Genomic DNA, 16218 nt, shown 5'->3' with positions numbered 1-16218 from the left:
CGGGCACCCCATGGGAGCCCGGGTCTTTCCTATTTCTCCCCCGCGCGCGTCCCCGCGCGCGCGAAGTGGTCTACTCCGCCGGGGGAGCCCCGGCGCCGCTCGCCGGCGCCTTCGCCGCGACCGAGGCCGTCGCCGGCCGCCGCTCGGCGGTCACCACCAGCGCGACCCCGAGCACCACCACCGCGCCGCCGATCAGGATCGTCGTGGTCACGTGCTCGCTCAGGATCAGCCAGCCGAGGAACACCGCCACCGCCGGGTTCACGTACGCGTAGGTGCCGATCAGCGAGATCGGCGCGTTGGCCAGCAGGTACGAGTACGCCGTGTACGCGAGCAGCGAGCCGAACACGACCAGGTACGCGAGCGCGAGCCACCCCTCGGTGTCGACCGCCCCGAGGTGCAGCCGGCCGGGCTCGCCGCGGAGGATCCCGATCAGGATCATCGCCGTACCGCCGATGGCCATCTCGTACGTCGTCGCGACCAGCGGGTCGCGCGGCAGCCCGAGCCGCGGGGAGAAGCGGGAGCCGACCGCCCAGCTGATCGTGCCGAGCACGAGGATCGCCACGGACAGCGGCTTCGCCGACGTGTCACCGCCGGACACCGACAGCAGCGCGGCGCCGCCGAAGCCGATCAGTACGCCGATCCAGGTCAGCAGTCGCGGCCGCTCCCCGCCGCCGACGCGCAGCAGCATCAGCCACAGCGGTACGGCGGCCACGAGCAGCGCCGCGAGCCCGGACGGGACGGTCTGCTCGGCGACGGCGACCGCGCCGTTGCCGAACGCGAGCAGCAACAGTCCGACGACGCCGGAGCCGAGCAGCTCGCGCCCGGTGACCTTCAGCCGGCGCGCGCCGGAGCGCAGCGTGAGGAAGGTGGCGAGCAGCAGCGCGGCGGCGAGGAAGCGGGAGGCCATCCCGAGCATCGGCGGGATCTCGGCCTCGACCACGATCCGGATCGCCAGGTACGTCGAGCCCCAGACCACGTACACGACGGCGAGCGCCGACCAGATCATCGCGGTGGACGCGGTGCGCGCGCCCGCGGGCGCGGTGACGGTGGCGGTCATCGGACTCCTTGTAACCAGTCAAACTGCAAGACAGTGCTGACGCTATGCCGCGTGGGCGCCGGCGGCAAGTGGTTTGACTGCCACCCGGCAGCGGTTTCCTGCCGGGTTCACGCACCGGACAACCGGCGGTCACCGGCTGCCGCGATCGTGACCGCCAACCGTGAGGAGACCGAACATGCGCTGCACCCGAGTACTGATGGCCGGGGTGGTGGCCGCCGCGGCAGTGACCGTGCCCGCGACCGCCGTACAGAACAACGGACTGACCGAGGTCCGCGCCGTCGCCGAGACCGCGCCGAACTGGGACGACGAGGCCGGTGGCGACGCCAACGCCGACGACCCCGCGATCTGGGTCAGCCCGACCCGGCCGGACAAGTCCGTCGTGCTCGGGACGCTCAAGAACGGCGGGCTGACCGCGGTCGACCTCACCGGGAAGCAACTCCAGCACATCGCGACGCCGTCGGCGCCGGTCGAGGGCCAGGAGCCCGGGCGCTTCAACAACGTCGACCTGGTCCAGAACGCCGTACTGGGCGGCCGCCTCCGCGACCTGGCCGTCGTCACCGACCGCGGCCGGGACCAGCTGCGGATCTACTCCGTGGACCGCCGCGGCGCCGACGCCAAGGACAAGCTGCTCACCGATGTGACCAGCGCCAAGGCGCCGCTCGTCTTCAGCAAGGACACCACCGAGGTCCAGGACCAGCGCACGGCGTACGGCGTCGCCGTGCTCGCGGACCCGCTCGGGCCGCTCGTCGCCGTCACCCGGCGCAGCGAGGCCCGCGTCGGGCTGTTCCGCCTGGTCGCGGACGGCGCGAAGGTCACCTACAAGCCGATCACGCACTGGGACTTCCCGACCAGCTTCAAGCTCCGCAACGGCAGCACCTGGTCGCCGTGCGAGGACCCGGGCGACCGCCCGCAGTTCGAGGGCATGGTCTTCGACCAGTCCACCCGCACCCTGTACGCCGCCCAGGAGGACGTCGGCATCTGGCGCGTCCCGCTGCACGGCAAGCCCGCGCTCCTGGAGAAGGTCCGCGAGTTCGGCCGGCCGGCGGCGTACGACGAGACGACGGAGGAGTGCGCCCCGACCGGACCGGTCACCGCTGACGATGGCAAGCACTTGAGCGCCGACGCCGAGGGCCTGACGATCGCCTACGAGCACGGCCGCAAGACGCTGTACGCGTCGAGCCAGGGCGACTCCACCTTCGCCGTCTACCGGCTCGACGCCCGGGGGATCACCTACCGGGCCGGTTTCCAGGTCGTCGACGGCAAGGCGAGCGACGGCGTCCAGCACAGCGACGGCGCGGCCGTGACGACCAAGTCGCTGGGCGCCCGCTTCCCGCACGGGCTGCTCGCGGTGCACGACGGCGAGAACACCCCCGGTGACGGCGACCGGGAGGGGACCAATTTCAAACTGGTCCGGCGCGAGCAGTTGCCCTGATCGGTACGAACCTGTGACACAAAACACTCGGGGTGGGCAACTGGCGTCACATCGCCCGCCCCGAGCGTGCGCAGGGCCCCGGACCTGACCACCTGATGGACTGGTGTCTCAACGCGGCACGCGTTTCGGTACCGGCGTACGAGTTGGCGTCCAGACAGTTAGCGGATCAACGATCCGCTGGGTACGGTGTCCGGCAAGATGGGCAGTGGTACCAGTGAGGAGGTTCACTGCCGGACGGTGCATCAACCCCTGGATCCACGTGGTCCGCCTGCGAGGCCTCACCCGGCTGGTCAGGCCGGGCAGCGTGCAAGTTGCGGTCGCGGCGATCCCGCGCTCGAACCCGAGGAGTGCATGTGAGTGAGTCGGTGCCGGGCCTTGCCCCGGAAGTGTTCGCGCCCGTCGAGGCGCCGGTCAGTCCCCCACAGGCCTCCGAGGAGGTCGAGTTCGTCCAGCTGCTGACGCCCGAAGGTGAGCGCGTCGAGCACCCGGACTACTCGTTCGACCTCGACGACGAGGCGATCAAGGGCTTCTACCGGGACATGACCCTGGTCCGCCGGATCGACACCGAGGCGACCGCGCTGCAGCGGCAGGGTGAGCTGGGCCTGTGGGCCTCGCTGCTCGGCCAGGAGGCGGCGCAGATCGGTTCCGGCCGCGCGCTGAACTCCAAGGACATGGTCTTCCCGACCTACCGGGAGCACGGCGTCGCGTTCTGCCAGGGTGTGAACCCGCTGAACCTGCTCGGCCTGTTCCGCGGTGTCGACCAGGGTGCCTGGGACCCGCGCGACAACAACTTCCACCTCTACACGATCGTGATCGGCGCCCAGACGCTGCACGCGACCGGGTACGCGATGGGCCAGCAGCGCGACCACGCGGTCGGCGACGCCGAGAACGGCGAGGCCACGATCGCGTACTTCGGCGACGGCGCCAGCAGCCAGGGCGACGTCAACGAGGCGTTCATCTACGCCTCGGTGTTCAACGCGCCGGTGGTCTTCTTCTGCCAGAACAACCAGTGGGCGATCTCGGAGCCGATCGACCGGCAGACCCGGATCCCGCTGTACCAGCGCGCGGCCGGTTTCGGCTTCCCCGGCGTCCGCGTCGACGGCAACGACGTGCTCGCGACGTACGCGGTCACCCAGCAGGCCCTGAAGCGGGCCCGCGAGGGCAGCGGCCCGACGCTCGTCGAGGCCTACACCTACCGGATGGGCGCGCACACCACCTCCGACGACCCGACCAAGTACCGCCTGTCGGAGGACCTGGAGTACTGGAAGCTCAAGGACCCGATCGAGCGCGTCAAGGCCTACCTGGCCCGCCAGGCCGGCGTCGAGCACGACTTCTTCGACCAGGTCGACGCCGAGGCCGACCAGGTCGCGGCCGAGCTGCGCCGCGGCTGCCTGGCGATGCCGGACCCGGAGCTGACCGAGTTCTTCCAGCACGTGTACGTCGAGATGCCGGACGAGCTGGCCGAGCAGCGTGACCAGTTCGCCGCGTACGCCGCTTCCTTCGAAGGCGAGGCCCGGTGATGACGAAGATCAGTCTCGGCAAGGGCATCAACGCGGGCCTGCGGGCCGCGATGGAGAACGACCCCAAGGTCGTCATCCTGGGTGAGGACATCGGCAAGCTCGGCGGGGTCTTCCGGGTCACCGAGGGCCTGCAGAAGGACTTCGGCGAGGACCGGGTGATCGACACCCCGCTGGCCGAGTCCGGGATCATCGGGACCGCGGTCGGCCTGGCGCTGCGCGGCTACCGGCCGGTCTGCGAGATCCAGTTCGACGGGTTCGTCTTCCCGGCGTACGACCAGATCATCAACCAGGTGGCCAAGATCCACTACCGGTCGATGGGCAAGCTGCGGATGCCGATCGTGATCCGGATCCCGTTCGGCGGCGGCATCGGCGCGGTCGAGCACCACTCGGAGTCGCCGGAGACGCTGTTCGCGCACATCGCCGGCCTCAAGGTCGTCGCCTGCGGCGACCCGGTGGACGCGTACTGGATGATCCAGCAGGCGATCACCTCCGACGACCCGGTCGTCTTCCTGGAGCCCAAGCGGCGCTACCACGAGAAGGCCGAGCTCGACGAGAGCGTGCCGCCGGCGCTGCCGCTGCACAAGGCGAAGGTGGTCCGCGAGGGCACCGACGCGACGCTGTTCTGCTACGGCCCGATGGTCAAGACCTGCCTGCAGGCCGCCGAGGCCGCGCTCGAGGACGGGCGCAACCTGGAGGTCGTCGACCTGCGGACGATCTCGCCGCTGGACCTGCGGACGATCTTCGACTCGGTGAAGAAGACCCGGCGCGCGGTGATCGTGCACGAGGCGCCGTTCTCGCTCGGCCCCGGGGCCGAGGTCGCGGCGCGGATCACCGAGGAGTGCTTCTACCACCTGGAGGCGCCGGTGCTCCGGGTCGCCGGGTACGACACTCCCTACCCGCCGTCGCGGATGGAGGAGGAGTACCTGCCCGACCTGGACCGGGTGCTCGATGGTGTCGACCGGGTGATGGGGTACTGATGGGCATCCAGCAGTTCCGCCTCCCCGACGTCGGCGAAGGTCTGGTCGAGGCCGAGATCGTCAGCTGGAAGGTCAAGCCCGGCGACACGGTCAAGCTCAACGACACCGTCGTCGAGATCGAGACCGCCAAGTCGCTGGTCGAGCTCCCGGTGCCGTACGCCGGTACCGTCACCGAGCTGCTCGTGCCGGAGGGCGAGACGGTCCCGGTCGGTACGCCGATCATCGCCGTCGAGACCGCCGACGCGACGCCGGGCGACCTGACGCCGCCGGTCGGTGGCGGTACGCCCAAGGAAGACCTGGTCCCCGACCTGGACAACGCGGGCACGGGCCGCACGGCGGTGCTCGTCGGCTACGGACCGCGCACGACGGAAGCCAAGCGCCGCCCGCGCAAGGGCGGAGCGCCCGCGGCCGCAGCGGCACCCGTAGCGGCGCCGGCATCCGTAGCCGCAGCGGCACCCGTAGCCGCGCCGGTGCCCGCACCCGCGCCGGTCGTCGCCGCCCCAGCTCAAGTACCGGCCCCCGCTCCGGCTCACGCAGCCGCAGCAGTTGCCTCCAGCAACCTTCATGTGCTGGCCAAGCCCCCGGTCCGCAAGCTCGCCAAGGACCTCGGCATCGACCTCGGCTCGGTCGTCCCGACCGGCCCGGGCGGGATCATCACCCGCGCGGACGTGGAGAACCACACCGTCGGCGCCGGGGTCGAAGAGGCGCCGGCCGCCGGGAGCGCCGGCTTCGCCGCGCCGGAGCACGTCGCCGTACGACCGGCAGCCGGCGACGTCCGGATCCCCGTCAAGGGTGTCGTCAAGGTGATGGCCCAAGCCATGGTGAACAGCGCGTTCACCGCCCCGCACGTCACCGAGTGGATCACCGTCGACGTCAGCGCCACCATGGAGCTCGTCGAGCGGCTGAAGACCGACAAGGCCTTCAAGGACCTCCGCGTCTCCCCGCTCCTGATCGTCGCCAAGGCGGTCACGCTGGCGGCCCGCCGTACGCCGATCGTCAACGCGGCGTGGGACGAAGCCAACCAGGAGATCGTCCTCAAGGGCGCCGTCAACCTCGGCATCGCCGCGGCCACTCCGCGCGGCCTGATCGTCCCGAACATCAAGGGCGCCGAGTCGCTCACGCTGCCCGAGCTGTGCGGCGCGCTGAACGGCCTGGTCGCGACCGCCCGCGAGGGCAAGACCTCCCCGGCCGACCAGGCCGGTGGGTCGTTCACGATCACCAACGTCGGCGTCTTCGGCGTCGACGCCGGGACGCCGATCATCAATCCCGGTGAAGCGGCGATCCTCGCCTTCGGCGCGGTCCGCAAGCAGCCGTGGGTGGTGGACGACGAGATCGTCCCGCGCTGGATCACCACGCTGGCGCTGTCGTTCGACCACCGCCTGATCGACGGCGAGAAGGGCTCGACCTTCCTCGCCGACGTCGCGAGCATCCTGGAAGACCCGGCCCGCGCGCTGATGTTCTGACAACAGAGACAAAAGGAAAGAGGGGGTCCCGGGCGGGGGACCCCCTCTTTCAGCTTTCAGCGGTGGTTCACCAGAAGCGCTTGACCGCGTCCAGCGCGTCCGCGATGCCCTCGCCGTAGAACGCGTTGCGAGCCGTCGTACCGGTGCAGCGCGCGTCCGGCGTGGTCGTCGGGCAGGCGGTGTCGTCGGCCTGACGCTGCAGCGCCTTCTCCAGGTCGCGCGGGCCCCACCACGGGTGCGTCGACTTCATCAGCGCGGCGACGCCGGCGACGTGCGGGGACGCCATCGACGTACCGCTCATCGTTCCGTAGCCACCACCGGGCAGCGTCGACAGGATGCTGCTGCCCGGAGCGGCGACGTCGATCGAGCGGAGCCCGAAGTTCGAGAAGCTGCTCTTGACGCCGGCCTGGGTGGTGCTGGCGACGGTGATGACGCCGGGCAGCTCGGTCGGGATGTCCAGGCAGTCGTTGTTGATGTCCCGGGTCACCGCCGTGCTGTCGTTCGGGCTGGACGTGTCGGTGGTCTTGTTCGACAGGTCGTAGTTCGAGTTGCCCGCCGCGGCGACCGACAGGACGCCCTTCTTGGTCTGGTAGTTCATCGCCCGCCGGACGGCTTCCTGGACCGCGCCCTGGTCACCGTCGTCGTCGCACCAGAACTGCCACGGGTCGATGAAGTAGCTGTGGTTGGTGACGTCCATGTGGTGCTCGGCGGCCCAGACGAAGCCGCAGATCGCGTACTCGGGGTAGATGTAGCCGTCGTCGTTGACGACCTTGACCGAGGCGATCTTGACGCCCGGTGCGACGCCGACGATGCCGACGCCGTTGCGGGCGGCGGCGATGGTGCCGGCCACGTGGGTGCCGTGCGCGCTGGTGGTCGGGCGCCAGCCGCCCGGCGTACGGTCCGGTACGCCGTTACCGGTGCAGTTGACCGAGTTCTTGGCGTCGAAGTTCGGCGCCAGGTCCGGGTGGGTGTCGTCGACGCCGCTGTCGGTGACGCCGACCAGCACGCGCTTGGAGCCGTCGGTGAGCTGGTGGGCCTGGTCCGCCTTGATCTGGACCATGTCCCACTGCTTGGTCTCGTCCGGGTCCGGTACGACGGTCGCCTCGCCGGCGTTCAGCCCCTTGGCGGCGGCCTTCTTCGCGGCGCCGACAGGTCCTTCGGACACGGCGGCGGTCCGGGTCGCGCCGACCGACTGGACCTCACGGCCGTCGCGGCCCTTGCGGACGTCGGTCCGGAAGTCCGGGTTGGTCGACTGCGCGATCACCACGCCGAGCTGGTCGTACGACGTGACGACCGTGCCGCCGGCCGCCTTGACCGCCTTCTCGGCCTTCTTGACGTGCCCCTTCGAGGCCTTGGTGTTGACCACGTAGTTCATCAGCACGCCGGGCTCTGCCGCGGCGGCGGTGCTGCTCGAGGGTGCGAACGGGGTCGCCTGGGCGGCGGTCGCGGCACCGGCGGTGGTGAAGGCCAGGGCCGCCACCGCCAGGCCGGCGCTCAGCCGGCGGGTACGGGAGCTTCGGGGCACACTCTCTCCTCAGGACACAGAGCGAAACGGGACGGCAACGCTCCGGTGAGCCTAGATCGGATTGCCCGCCACGGACACCGACCCGGCCAGGACAGGGGAATACCCGCACCTTGTCCACAGCTTTATCCACAGAATGTGGATCAAACGGTCGACTGGTAAGATAGATACAACAGAGATACCAGTCGTATGTTTCCGAGGAAGAGGAGTGTTGTGGTGAGCGGGGTGCCCGGCGAGCTGCCGGTGCTGGGGGACGAGACGGCCGAGATCGCCCGGGTGGTGGTCGAGCAGGCGCCGGGGGTGGAGAAGATCCCGGCCGCGGAGCGGGTCTACGCGTACGTGAAGGCAGCGATCCTGGACCGGGTCTACCCGGGCGGCGAGCTGCTCACCGAGGGGGAGCTGGCAACTGCCGTCGGCGTCTCCCGTACGCCGGTCCGCGAGGCGCTGCTGCGGCTCGAGGAGTCCGGCCTGGTCAAGCTGTACCCGAAGAAGGGCGCGCTGGTCCTGCCGGTGCTGCCGCAGGAGATCAACGACGTGCTCGAGGCCCGCGAGCTGATCGAGACGCACGCGGCGGCGAAGGTCTGGCCGCGCCGCAAGCAGCTGATCGAGACGCTGACCGCGAAGGTCGACGAGATGCGCGCGCACCGGCGTACCGGGGACGCGAAGAGCTTCCTGGAGGCCGACCGGGCCTTCCACGAGGCGATCGTCGGCGCCGCCGGGAACGAGATCCTGGCCAAGCTCTACAACAGCCTGCGCGACCGCCAGGTCCGGATGGGCGTGCCCGGGATCGAGGTCCAGCCGGCCCGGATGGACAAGTCGATCGCCGCCCACGCCGAGATGATCGAGGCGCTCGGCGGGAACAGCGTGAAGCGGTTCCGCGAGCTGGTCGTGTCCCACATCGAGGTCGCCGCGGCGGATCTGCGAGGGGTGCGGTGACCGAGCTCCTCTTCCCCCTGGGCGGCCGGCGCGCCTGGGCGGTCTGGACGGCTGCCGTCGTCACGTACATGGTCACCGTCCTGCACCGCGGCTCGATGAGCGTCGCCGGTCTGCAGGCGGCCGAACGCTTCCACATCTCCGCCTCGGCGCTGGCCAGCTTCACCGTCGTCCAGCTCACCGTGTACGCCGCGATGCAGGTCCCGGTCGGCGTCCTGCTCGACCGGTACGGCTCGAAGCGGCTGCTGATCGCCGCCTCCGGTCTGCTCTTCGTCGCCCAGTCGGCGTTCAGCCTGGTCGACTCGTACCCGGCGGCGCTCGCCGCGCGAGCGGTCCTCGGCGTCGGCGACGCGCTGGTCTTCATCAGCGTGCTCCGCGTGGTGATGTCCTGGTTCCCCGCGCTCCGCCAGCCGGTGATGTCGCAGGCGACCGGCATGCTCGGCGGCATCGGCGCGATCGTCTCGACGGTCCCGATGGCCGCCGCCTTCCACGCCTTCGGCTGGACCGGCACGTTCGCCGGCGCCAGCGTGCTCAGCCTGGTCACCGGCGTCGCCGTCCTGTTCCTGATCAAGGACACCCCGTACGACGAACCGCTGCACCGCACCAAGCAGTCGCTCACCGAGGTCCGCCACAACCTGCGCCGCGCCTGGCGCGAGCCCGGCACCCGCCTCGGCCTGTGGACGCACTTCACGACCAGCTTCTCCGGCTCGACCTTCGGCCTGCTCTGGGGTTACCCGTTCCTCGTCCGCGGTCAGGGGCTCGCCCCGACGACGGCCGCGGCGCTGCTGATCCTGCCGGTCCTGGCCGGCCTGTTCTACGGCCCGCTGGTCGGCCGGTACGCCGCGCGCTTCCCGTTCTACCGGTCCTGGATCGTGCTGGCCGTGATCAGCGGTTCGGTGCTGATGTGGACGGTCGTGCTGCTCTGGCCGGGGCAGGCGCCGATGCCGGTGCTGCTGCTTCTGATCGTCGTACAGGCTGCTGGTGGTCCCGGGTCGATGCTCGGCCTGGACTACGCCCGGACGTTCAACCCGTCGACGCGCTTCGGCGCGGCGAACGGGATGGTGAACACCGGCGGCTTCATCGCGACGCTGATCTGCATCGGGATGGTCGGGATCCTGCTCGACGTCTCCTCCGGTGGTGCTCCGCAGGAGATCGGCGACTTCAAGTTCGCGCTGGCCTTCCAGTACGTGCTGTGGGCGGTCGGGACGCGGCAGATCCTGAAGTACCGGCGGAAGGCCCGCGGCCACCTGGCCCGGTACAACCCGGACGCGTACCAAGCGCTGCTGGCCAACAAGATCATGCCGCTGAAGGGCTGAGCCAGCGCCCTGGCACCGGCTGTCAGCCGAGTGCCAGGGCGGTGCCAGCGCCCGGGTGGACGGTGGTTCCCAGAGACACGAAGTCATCTGGAGGAACCGAAATGCCCACACCGAACCAGCCCGCCATCGTGGCCGAAGGCCTGGTCAAGCGATATGGCAGCACCACGGCGCTGGACGGCGTCGACCTGACCGTGCCGACCGGCACCGTGCTCGGGGTGCTCGGACCGAACGGCGCCGGCAAGACCACCGCCGTCCGGATCCTCGGCACCCTGCTGCAGCCCGACGCCGGGCACGCCACCGTCGGCGGCTTCGACGTGGTTCGCGAGGCCGGCAAGGTCCGCGAGATCATCGGCCTGACCGGGCAGTACGCCTCGGTCGACGAGGACATGTCCGGCCGCCGCAACCTGGTCATGATCGGCCGCCTGATCGGCCTGTCCCGCCCGCACGCCAAGAGCCGGGCCGACGAGCTGCTCGAGCGCTTCGAGCTGACCGACGCCGGCGACCGGATCGCCAAGACCTACTCCGGCGGGATGCGCCGCCGGCTCGACCTGGCCGCGAGCCTGGTCGGCAACCCGAGCATCCTCTACCTGGACGAGCCGACCACCGGCCTCGACCCGCACGCCCGCAACGGCGTCTGGGACACCGTCCGCAACCTGGTCCTGGACGGTACGACGGTCCTGCTGACCACGCAGTACCTGGAGGAGGCCGACGCGCTGGCCGACTCGATCATGGTCTTCGACAAGGGCAGCGTGGTCGCCGCCGGCCGTCCGGCCGAGCTGAAGGCGCAGGCCGGCAAGCAGTCGCTCGACGTCCGCCCGGCCGAGCCCGGTCACCTGGAGCGGGTCGCCGCGATCGTCGCGGAGTCGACCGGCACCCGGCCCACCGTCGACGTCGTCAACGCCCTGGTCAGCGTGCCGGTCAGCGACGGCACCTCGATGCCGGTCGTCGTACGGCGCCTCGACGAGGAGGGCATCGCCGTCACCGAGCTGTCACTGCGGTTGCCCAGCCTGGACGAGGTCTTCCTCGCCCTGACCGGTCACACCGCCGAGAAAGAGTCCACCGCAGTCCTGGAAGGAGCGGGCCGATGAGCACCGCCACCCTCACCCCGAGCACCACCCCGCAGCACGCCGTACGCCGGAACCGCCCGTTCGCCTGGGTCGAGCAGAGCCTCACCCTTGCCTGGCGCAACATCGTCCGGATCCGGCAGAACCCCGAGGCGCTGGCCGACGTCACGTTCCAGCCGATCATCTTCCTGCTGCTGTTCCTGTTCGTCTTCGGCGGCGCGATCAGCGGCCAGGCCGGCGGCACCTGGCACGACTACCTGCCGTTCCTGCTGCCCGGTGTCCTGGTGCAGTCGGTGGTGTTCTCCACGCTGGGCACCGGTGTCGCGCTGAACGACGACTTCGCCAAGGGCGTCTTCGACCGCTTCCGCAGCCTGCCGATCGCCCGGGTCTCGCCGCTGGTCGGCGCGGTGCTCGGTGACACCGTGCGCTACCTGACCTCGATCGTGATCCTGATGGTGACCGGTTTCGCGCTCGGCTTCCGGTTCGAGAACGGCGTCGGCTACGGCCTGCTGGCCTGCCTGCTGGTGCTGGCCTTCGCGCTGTCGCTGTGCTGGGTCTGGGTCTGGCTCGGCCTGAAGCTGAAGACCGCGCAGGGCGTCCAGGGCGTCGCGTTCCTGGTGATGTTCCCGCTCACCTTCGGCAGCAACATCTTCGTCCAGACCAGCACGCTGCCGGGCTTCCTGCAGGCCTGGACCAAGATCAACCCGATCACCTACCTGGCCGACGCGATGCGCGGCCTGATGATCGGCGGCGACCTGCAGAAGCCGCTGCTGGTCACGCTGGCCTGGATGGTCGGCCTGGTCGCGGTCTTCGCTCCGCTGGCGATCCGCGCCTACCGCAAGCGCACCTGACCGATACGAAAAACAAGCCTTTCACTTTCCGTCATCGAGAACTCGCCATCGCTGCCCCGGGTGCTGACAACAGCTCGCACAGAGTGACTAAGATGAGCTGGTCACGCACGGGGTAGCGACAAGAGGTGTTATGAGCGATCCCTCCGTGCGCCGGTACTCCGGACGCTCGGTCGACGAGTGGAAGGCCGCCAGGCGGGAGCGCCTGCTGGACGCCGCTCTGGAGCTGTTCGGGACCGAAGGGTATCCCGCGACCTCGGTGGAACGCCTGTGTGCACAGGCGAAAGTGTCGACCCGGCACTTCTACCACGAGTTCCAGAACAAGGAAGCCGTACTGCTCGCGGTGCACGCCCAGGTGATCGAGCTGGGGGTGCGCAGTACGGGGGACGCGCTGGCCGCGACCAGGGACGCGCCGGTCCGGGAGCGGATCACGGCGGCCGTCGACGGCTACCTGCGGACCATCATGACCGATCTGCGCCGGGCCCGGATCTCGTTCGTCGAGGTGGTCGGCGCCAGCCCGGCGGTGGAGGAGCAGCGGATCGCGTTCCGCGAGCTGCTGATCTCCAGCGTGGTGTCGGTCGGCGAGGACGCGGTGGCCCGGGGCGAGATCAGCCGGAAGAACTTCCGGTTCATCGGGCTGTCGTTCATGGGCGCGGTCAACACCGTCGTCTACGACTGGATGCTGGCCGACCCGCGACCGCCCGAGGAGGAGGTCGTGGTGGCGCTGCGCGACCTGGCGGTCAGTCTGATGACAGCAGACCCCCGCGACGGCGACCCGTCGGCAGGGTGAACCGCTTGCGCAGCTCGTCGATCGCGTCGTCGTGGCCCAGTCCCGCCCCGGACCGGAACGCGGTCTCGTAGCGTTCCTCGCCCAGCGCCGCGACGGTGTCCTCGACCGTACGCCGAACCCAGCTGTCCGGGATCGCCCGTACGCCGCGCAGCGCCGTCGCCAGACCAAGAGTCCGCGCGGCCAGCTCGGCGTCGCCGCCCATCAGCTCCACCGACGCGGCCACCTCGACGACCGCCGACGCGATCGGCATGTCCTCGGTGGTCAGCGCCAGCGCGACGGCCGGCTCGACGTTCCGGCGCGCGCCGGAAAGGTCGCCCTGGGCAACCAATACCCGGGCCAGCTCGGCGCGCACCATCGCCTCGCCGTGCGGTGCCATCCGCTCGGCCTGCGGGTCGAGCGTCGCCAGTGCCTGCTCGGCCAGCTCCCGTGCCTCGTCGAGCTTCCCGGACAGCCGGTTCAGCGCGGCCATCCCCATCAGCGCGATGCCCTGGCCGCCGCGGCCACCGGTCGTGGTGGCGAGCTGCTGCGCCTCGCGGATGTCGGCCCACGCGCCGTCGAGGTCGCCCAGCTCGGCGCGGCTCAGCGCCGCCTGGCCGAGCAGCTGCGGCATCCCCTCGCTGGTCCCCAGCTCGCCCGTCAGCCGCATCGCCTCGGTCAGCGCGTCGAGCGCGGTCTGGTGGTCGCCGTGCGTCCCCGCGTGCGCGGCGAGCCCGCGCAGCGCCAGCGACGTACCCCAGCGGTCACCGAGGGCGCGGAACCCGTCGAGCGCGCTCTGCAGGTCGGCCGCCATCTGCTCGACGTCGCCCTCGTTCTCGCGGAACATCGCCGCCATCATCCCGGCCATGTTCCGGGTCCAGGCGTCGCTGCTCTCGCGGGCCTCCTCCAGCTGCCGGAAGGAGGTCGCCTTGTCGCGGCGGAACGCGGCCCACGCGGCGTTGGTGAACCAGCCGACCGCCGAGTGCCGCACCTCCTGGTGCCGCCGGCTGAGCATCCGGACCTCCGCGAGACCGCGGATCGCCCGGGTGACGGAGTCCGACGGGTCGGCGCCGTTGGACAGCGTGCCGATCGAGTAGAGCATCACGGTCAGCGCCCGGGCCATCGGCTTGGTCGGCCCCGGTACGGCGAGCGCCGCCTCGAACCAGGTCACCGCCTCCGACGGCCGGCCGCGCATGTTCCAGTACTGGCCGAGGATCGCCACCAGCTCCAGCGATTCGTTGGCCCGGCCGGAGTCGATCTCGGTGCGCAGCGCGTCCAGCAGGTTCTCGTTGTCGGCGTCCATCCGCGCCATCCACTGCAGCTGGTCACCGGTCCGCAGCTTCGGCTCCGCCTTGCGCAGCAGGTCACCGAAGTACGCCGCGTGCGCCTGCCGCACCTGGTCGACCTCACCGGCGGCAGCGAGCTGCTCAGCGCCGTACGCCTTGACTGTCTCGAGCATGCGGTACCGGACCGACCTGTCATCGGCGGCTGCCTCGACGAGCGACTTGTCCACCAGCGAAGCCAGTACGCCGAGCACAGCCTCCGGCGGCAGGTCCGGCCCGCTGCAGACCTGCTCAGCGGCCTCCAGCGTGGCTCCGCCGGAGAAGCGCGACAGGCGACGAGCGACTGCCTGCTCGTCCGGCTCCAGCAGGTCCCAGCTCCACTCCACGACGGCCCGCAGCGTCTGGTGCCGCGGCAACGCCGTACGGCTGCCACTGGTCAGCAGGCGGAACCTGTCGTTCAGCCGGTCAACGATCGCCAGTGGCGTCAGCGCCCGCAGCCGGGCAGCGGCCAGCTCGATCGCCAGCGGCATCCCGTCGAGCCGGCGGCAGATCTCGGCGATCGCCTGCCGGTTCGCGTCGGTGACGGCGAAGTCGGGCCGGACCGCGCGAGCCCGGTCGACGAACAGCCGGACGGCCGGGTAGTCGTCGTCGGTCGCGTCGACCGGCGGCAGCTCCAGCGGGCCGACCTGGTGCAGGTGCTCGCCGGGGATGCCCAGCGGCTCGCGGCTGGTGGTCAGCACCCGCAGCCGCGCGCACTGCGCGAGCAGCGAGTCGACCAGCCCGGCGACCTCCTGGATCAGGTGCTCGCAGTTGTCGAGCACGAGCAGGATCTGGCGGTCCGCGATGACCTCGACCAGCCGGTCCGTGGCCGCCCGGCTGGTGGGGAGCCGCTTCGGCGTCAGCGTGGTCTGGATGGTGTCGACGTACTCGCTCGCGCCCAGCGCCGACAGCAGCGTCGGGGCCACGTCGGCCGCTTCGGCCAGTGGCGCGAGCTCGACGAAGTAGATGCCGTCACCGGCCTGGTTCACCAGCGTCCGGCCGGTCTCGGTGGCCAGCCGGGTCTTGCCGGCGCCACCTGGCCCGACCATCGTCACCAGCCGGGTCCCGTCGCTCAGCTGCCGCGACAGCTCGGCCACGTCCTCGGTCCGCCCGACGAAGCTGGTCAGCGGTGCCCGCAGGTTGCTCTTCGGGGCCGCCGGCGCAGGAGCAACAGCCGGTACGCCGGCCGACGCCGGCGGCGGGTCCAGCTCGTCTCCCCGCAGCACCGCCACGTGCACGTCGCGCAGCCGCGACCCCGGGTCCGCCCCGAGTTCCTCGGCGAGCGTCGTACGGACTCGCTCGTACGCCGCGAGCGCCTCGGCCTGCCGCCCGTCGGCAGCGAGCGCACGGATCAGCAGCTCGTGCGGCCGCTCCCGCAACGGGTGCGCGAGGGTGAGCCGCTCCAGGTCGGCCACCACGTCGCGGGCGTGCCCGGTGGCGATCCCTGCCTCGGCCAGGTCCTCCGCGGTGCCCAGACGCAGCTCGGTCAGCCGGTCCGCCTCGACCTGCGCGAACGGCAGGTCCCGCAGGTCCGCCAGCGCTTCACCCCGCCAGAGCCGGTCGGCCTGCGACAGCACCGACCGCGCCTCGGCCGGGTCGCTCGTGAGCAGCTGCCGCCCACGCCGAGCCAGCTCCTCGAACTGGACCGCGTCGACGCAGTCCGGCCCGATCGTCAGCGTGTACCCGGCCGGACCGGACTGGACGGAGATGCTCGACTCGGTCGCGGGCAGCCCGGCCCGCAGCCGGGAGACCAGCGACTGCAGAGCGTTGGCGCTGGGCGCCTCGCTGCCCCACAACCCGTCGACCAGCGTGTCCACACCTACAGGCTTCCCGGCGCCGAGAGCGAGCCTGGCCAGCAATCCACGCAGCCGGACACCGCGGACGTCCAGCGGAGTACCGTCGGCCGCCCACATCGCGAGTGGACCGAGCACCGCTATGCGCACCCACCCAGCCTCCCACAGCACCCGCTCAAACCCCCTGCCGTTTGTCACCTGACCC

General features: G+C 70.9%; 12 protein-coding genes. 9 read left to right on the top strand and 3 right to left on the bottom strand.

The window, feature by feature from the left end; genetic code table 11:
* Positions 1-70 precede the first annotated feature (70 nt).
* Positions 71-1057, bottom strand: coding sequence for an EamA family transporter (locus tag AB0M01_RS16395; RefSeq protein WP_363670026.1), 987 nt, complete (start codon positions 1055-1057; stop codon positions 71-73).
* 175 nt (positions 1058-1232) lie between these two features.
* Between AB0M01_RS16395 and AB0M01_RS16390 the strand changes: the two genes are divergently transcribed.
* The 4 genes from AB0M01_RS16390 (at position 1233) to AB0M01_RS16375 (ending at position 6449) form a co-directional block, all read left to right on the top strand.
* On the top strand, positions 1233-2489 hold the full coding sequence (locus tag AB0M01_RS16390) for a phytase (RefSeq protein ID WP_363670024.1): 1257 nt from the start codon (positions 1233-1235) through the stop codon (positions 2487-2489).
* Between the two features lie 452 nt (positions 2490-2941).
* Positions 2942-4009, top strand: a complete 1068-nt coding sequence (gene pdhA, locus AB0M01_RS16385; protein ID WP_363670574.1) for a pyruvate dehydrogenase (acetyl-transferring) E1 component subunit alpha — start codon at positions 2942-2944, stop codon at positions 4007-4009.
* A complete protein-coding gene (locus tag AB0M01_RS16380) occupies positions 4009-4986 on the top strand; it encodes an alpha-ketoacid dehydrogenase subunit beta (RefSeq protein WP_363670022.1) in 978 nt (325 codons plus the stop codon). The genes pdhA and AB0M01_RS16380 overlap by 1 nt, the downstream gene beginning before the upstream one ends.
* Positions 4986-6449: a dihydrolipoamide acetyltransferase family protein gene (locus tag AB0M01_RS16375; RefSeq protein WP_363670021.1), complete on the top strand. Its 1464-nt coding sequence runs from the start codon at positions 4986-4988 to the stop codon at positions 6447-6449. The genes AB0M01_RS16380 and AB0M01_RS16375 overlap by 1 nt, the downstream gene beginning before the upstream one ends.
* Before the next feature lie 67 nt (positions 6450-6516).
* Here AB0M01_RS16375 and AB0M01_RS16370 read toward each other — a convergent pair whose 3' ends face one another.
* On the bottom strand, positions 6517-7974 hold the full coding sequence (locus AB0M01_RS16370; RefSeq protein ID WP_363670019.1) for a S8 family serine peptidase: 1458 nt from the start codon (positions 7972-7974) through the stop codon (positions 6517-6519).
* A 213-nt stretch (positions 7975-8187) separates the two neighbouring features.
* Between AB0M01_RS16370 and AB0M01_RS16365 the strand changes: the two genes are divergently transcribed.
* The 5 genes from AB0M01_RS16365 (at position 8188) to AB0M01_RS16345 (ending at position 12922) form a co-directional block, all read left to right on the top strand.
* The gene (locus AB0M01_RS16365; RefSeq protein ID WP_363670017.1) at positions 8188-8907 is read left to right on the top strand and encodes a GntR family transcriptional regulator; all 720 of its coding nucleotides are present in this window, start codon (positions 8188-8190) and stop codon (positions 8905-8907) included.
* Positions 8904-10220 carry an MFS transporter gene (locus AB0M01_RS16360; RefSeq protein WP_363670015.1) on the top strand — a complete coding sequence of 439 codons (1317 nt, stop codon included), beginning with the start codon at positions 8904-8906 and terminating at the stop codon, positions 10218-10220. The genes AB0M01_RS16365 and AB0M01_RS16360 overlap by 4 nt, the downstream gene beginning before the upstream one ends.
* 101 nt (positions 10221-10321) lie before the next feature.
* A complete protein-coding gene (locus AB0M01_RS16355; protein WP_363670013.1) occupies positions 10322-11308 on the top strand; it encodes an ATP-binding cassette domain-containing protein in 987 nt (328 codons plus the stop codon).
* Positions 11305-12135: an ABC transporter permease gene (locus tag AB0M01_RS16350; RefSeq protein ID WP_363670011.1), complete on the top strand. Its 831-nt coding sequence runs from the start codon at positions 11305-11307 to the stop codon at positions 12133-12135. The genes AB0M01_RS16355 and AB0M01_RS16350 overlap by 4 nt, the downstream gene beginning before the upstream one ends.
* Before the next feature lie 130 nt (positions 12136-12265).
* Positions 12266-12922 (top strand): TetR/AcrR family transcriptional regulator, encoded by a 657-nt coding sequence (locus tag AB0M01_RS16345; RefSeq protein WP_363670008.1) that lies wholly within the window; start codon positions 12266-12268, stop codon positions 12920-12922.
* On the opposite strand, the gene AB0M01_RS16340 is transcribed toward AB0M01_RS16345, so the two are convergent.
* The gene (locus tag AB0M01_RS16340; protein WP_363670006.1) at positions 12873-16163 is read right to left on the bottom strand and encodes a BTAD domain-containing putative transcriptional regulator; all 3291 of its coding nucleotides are present in this window, start codon (positions 16161-16163) and stop codon (positions 12873-12875) included. The genes AB0M01_RS16345 and AB0M01_RS16340 overlap by 50 nt on opposite strands.
* Positions 16164-16218: the final 55 nt, after the last annotated feature.

Origin of the sequence: Kribbella sp. NPDC051770, from assembly GCF_040681455.1 — a bacterium.
GTDB lineage: Bacteria > Actinomycetota > Actinomycetes > Propionibacteriales > Kribbellaceae > Kribbella.
Note: the sequence above shows the minus strand (reverse complement) of the source record. Positions and strands in the feature narration are given on the sequence as shown.

What these genes read in the sequence shown, in the direction of transcription:
- AB0M01_RS16350 (WP_363670011.1), top strand. Translation starts at nt 11,305, where the DNA reads ATGAGCACCGCCACCCTCACCCCGAGCACCACCCCGCAGCACGCCGTA.
- AB0M01_RS16355 (WP_363670013.1), top strand. Translation starts at nt 10,322, where the DNA reads ATGCCCACACCGAACCAGCCCGCCATCGTGGCCGAAGGCCTGGTCAAG.
- AB0M01_RS16345 (WP_363670008.1), top strand. Translation starts at nt 12,266, where the DNA reads ATGAGCGATCCCTCCGTGCGCCGGTACTCCGGACGCTCGGTCGACGAG.
- AB0M01_RS16395 (WP_363670026.1), bottom strand. Translation starts at nt 1,057, where the DNA reads ATGACCGCCACCGTCACCGCGCCCGCGGGCGCGCGCACCGCGTCCACC.
- AB0M01_RS16390 (WP_363670024.1), top strand. Translation starts at nt 1,233, where the DNA reads ATGCGCTGCACCCGAGTACTGATGGCCGGGGTGGTGGCCGCCGCGGCA.
- AB0M01_RS16380 (WP_363670022.1), top strand. Translation starts at nt 4,009, where the DNA reads ATGACGAAGATCAGTCTCGGCAAGGGCATCAACGCGGGCCTGCGGGCC.
- AB0M01_RS16375 (WP_363670021.1), top strand. Translation starts at nt 4,986, where the DNA reads ATGGGCATCCAGCAGTTCCGCCTCCCCGACGTCGGCGAAGGTCTGGTC.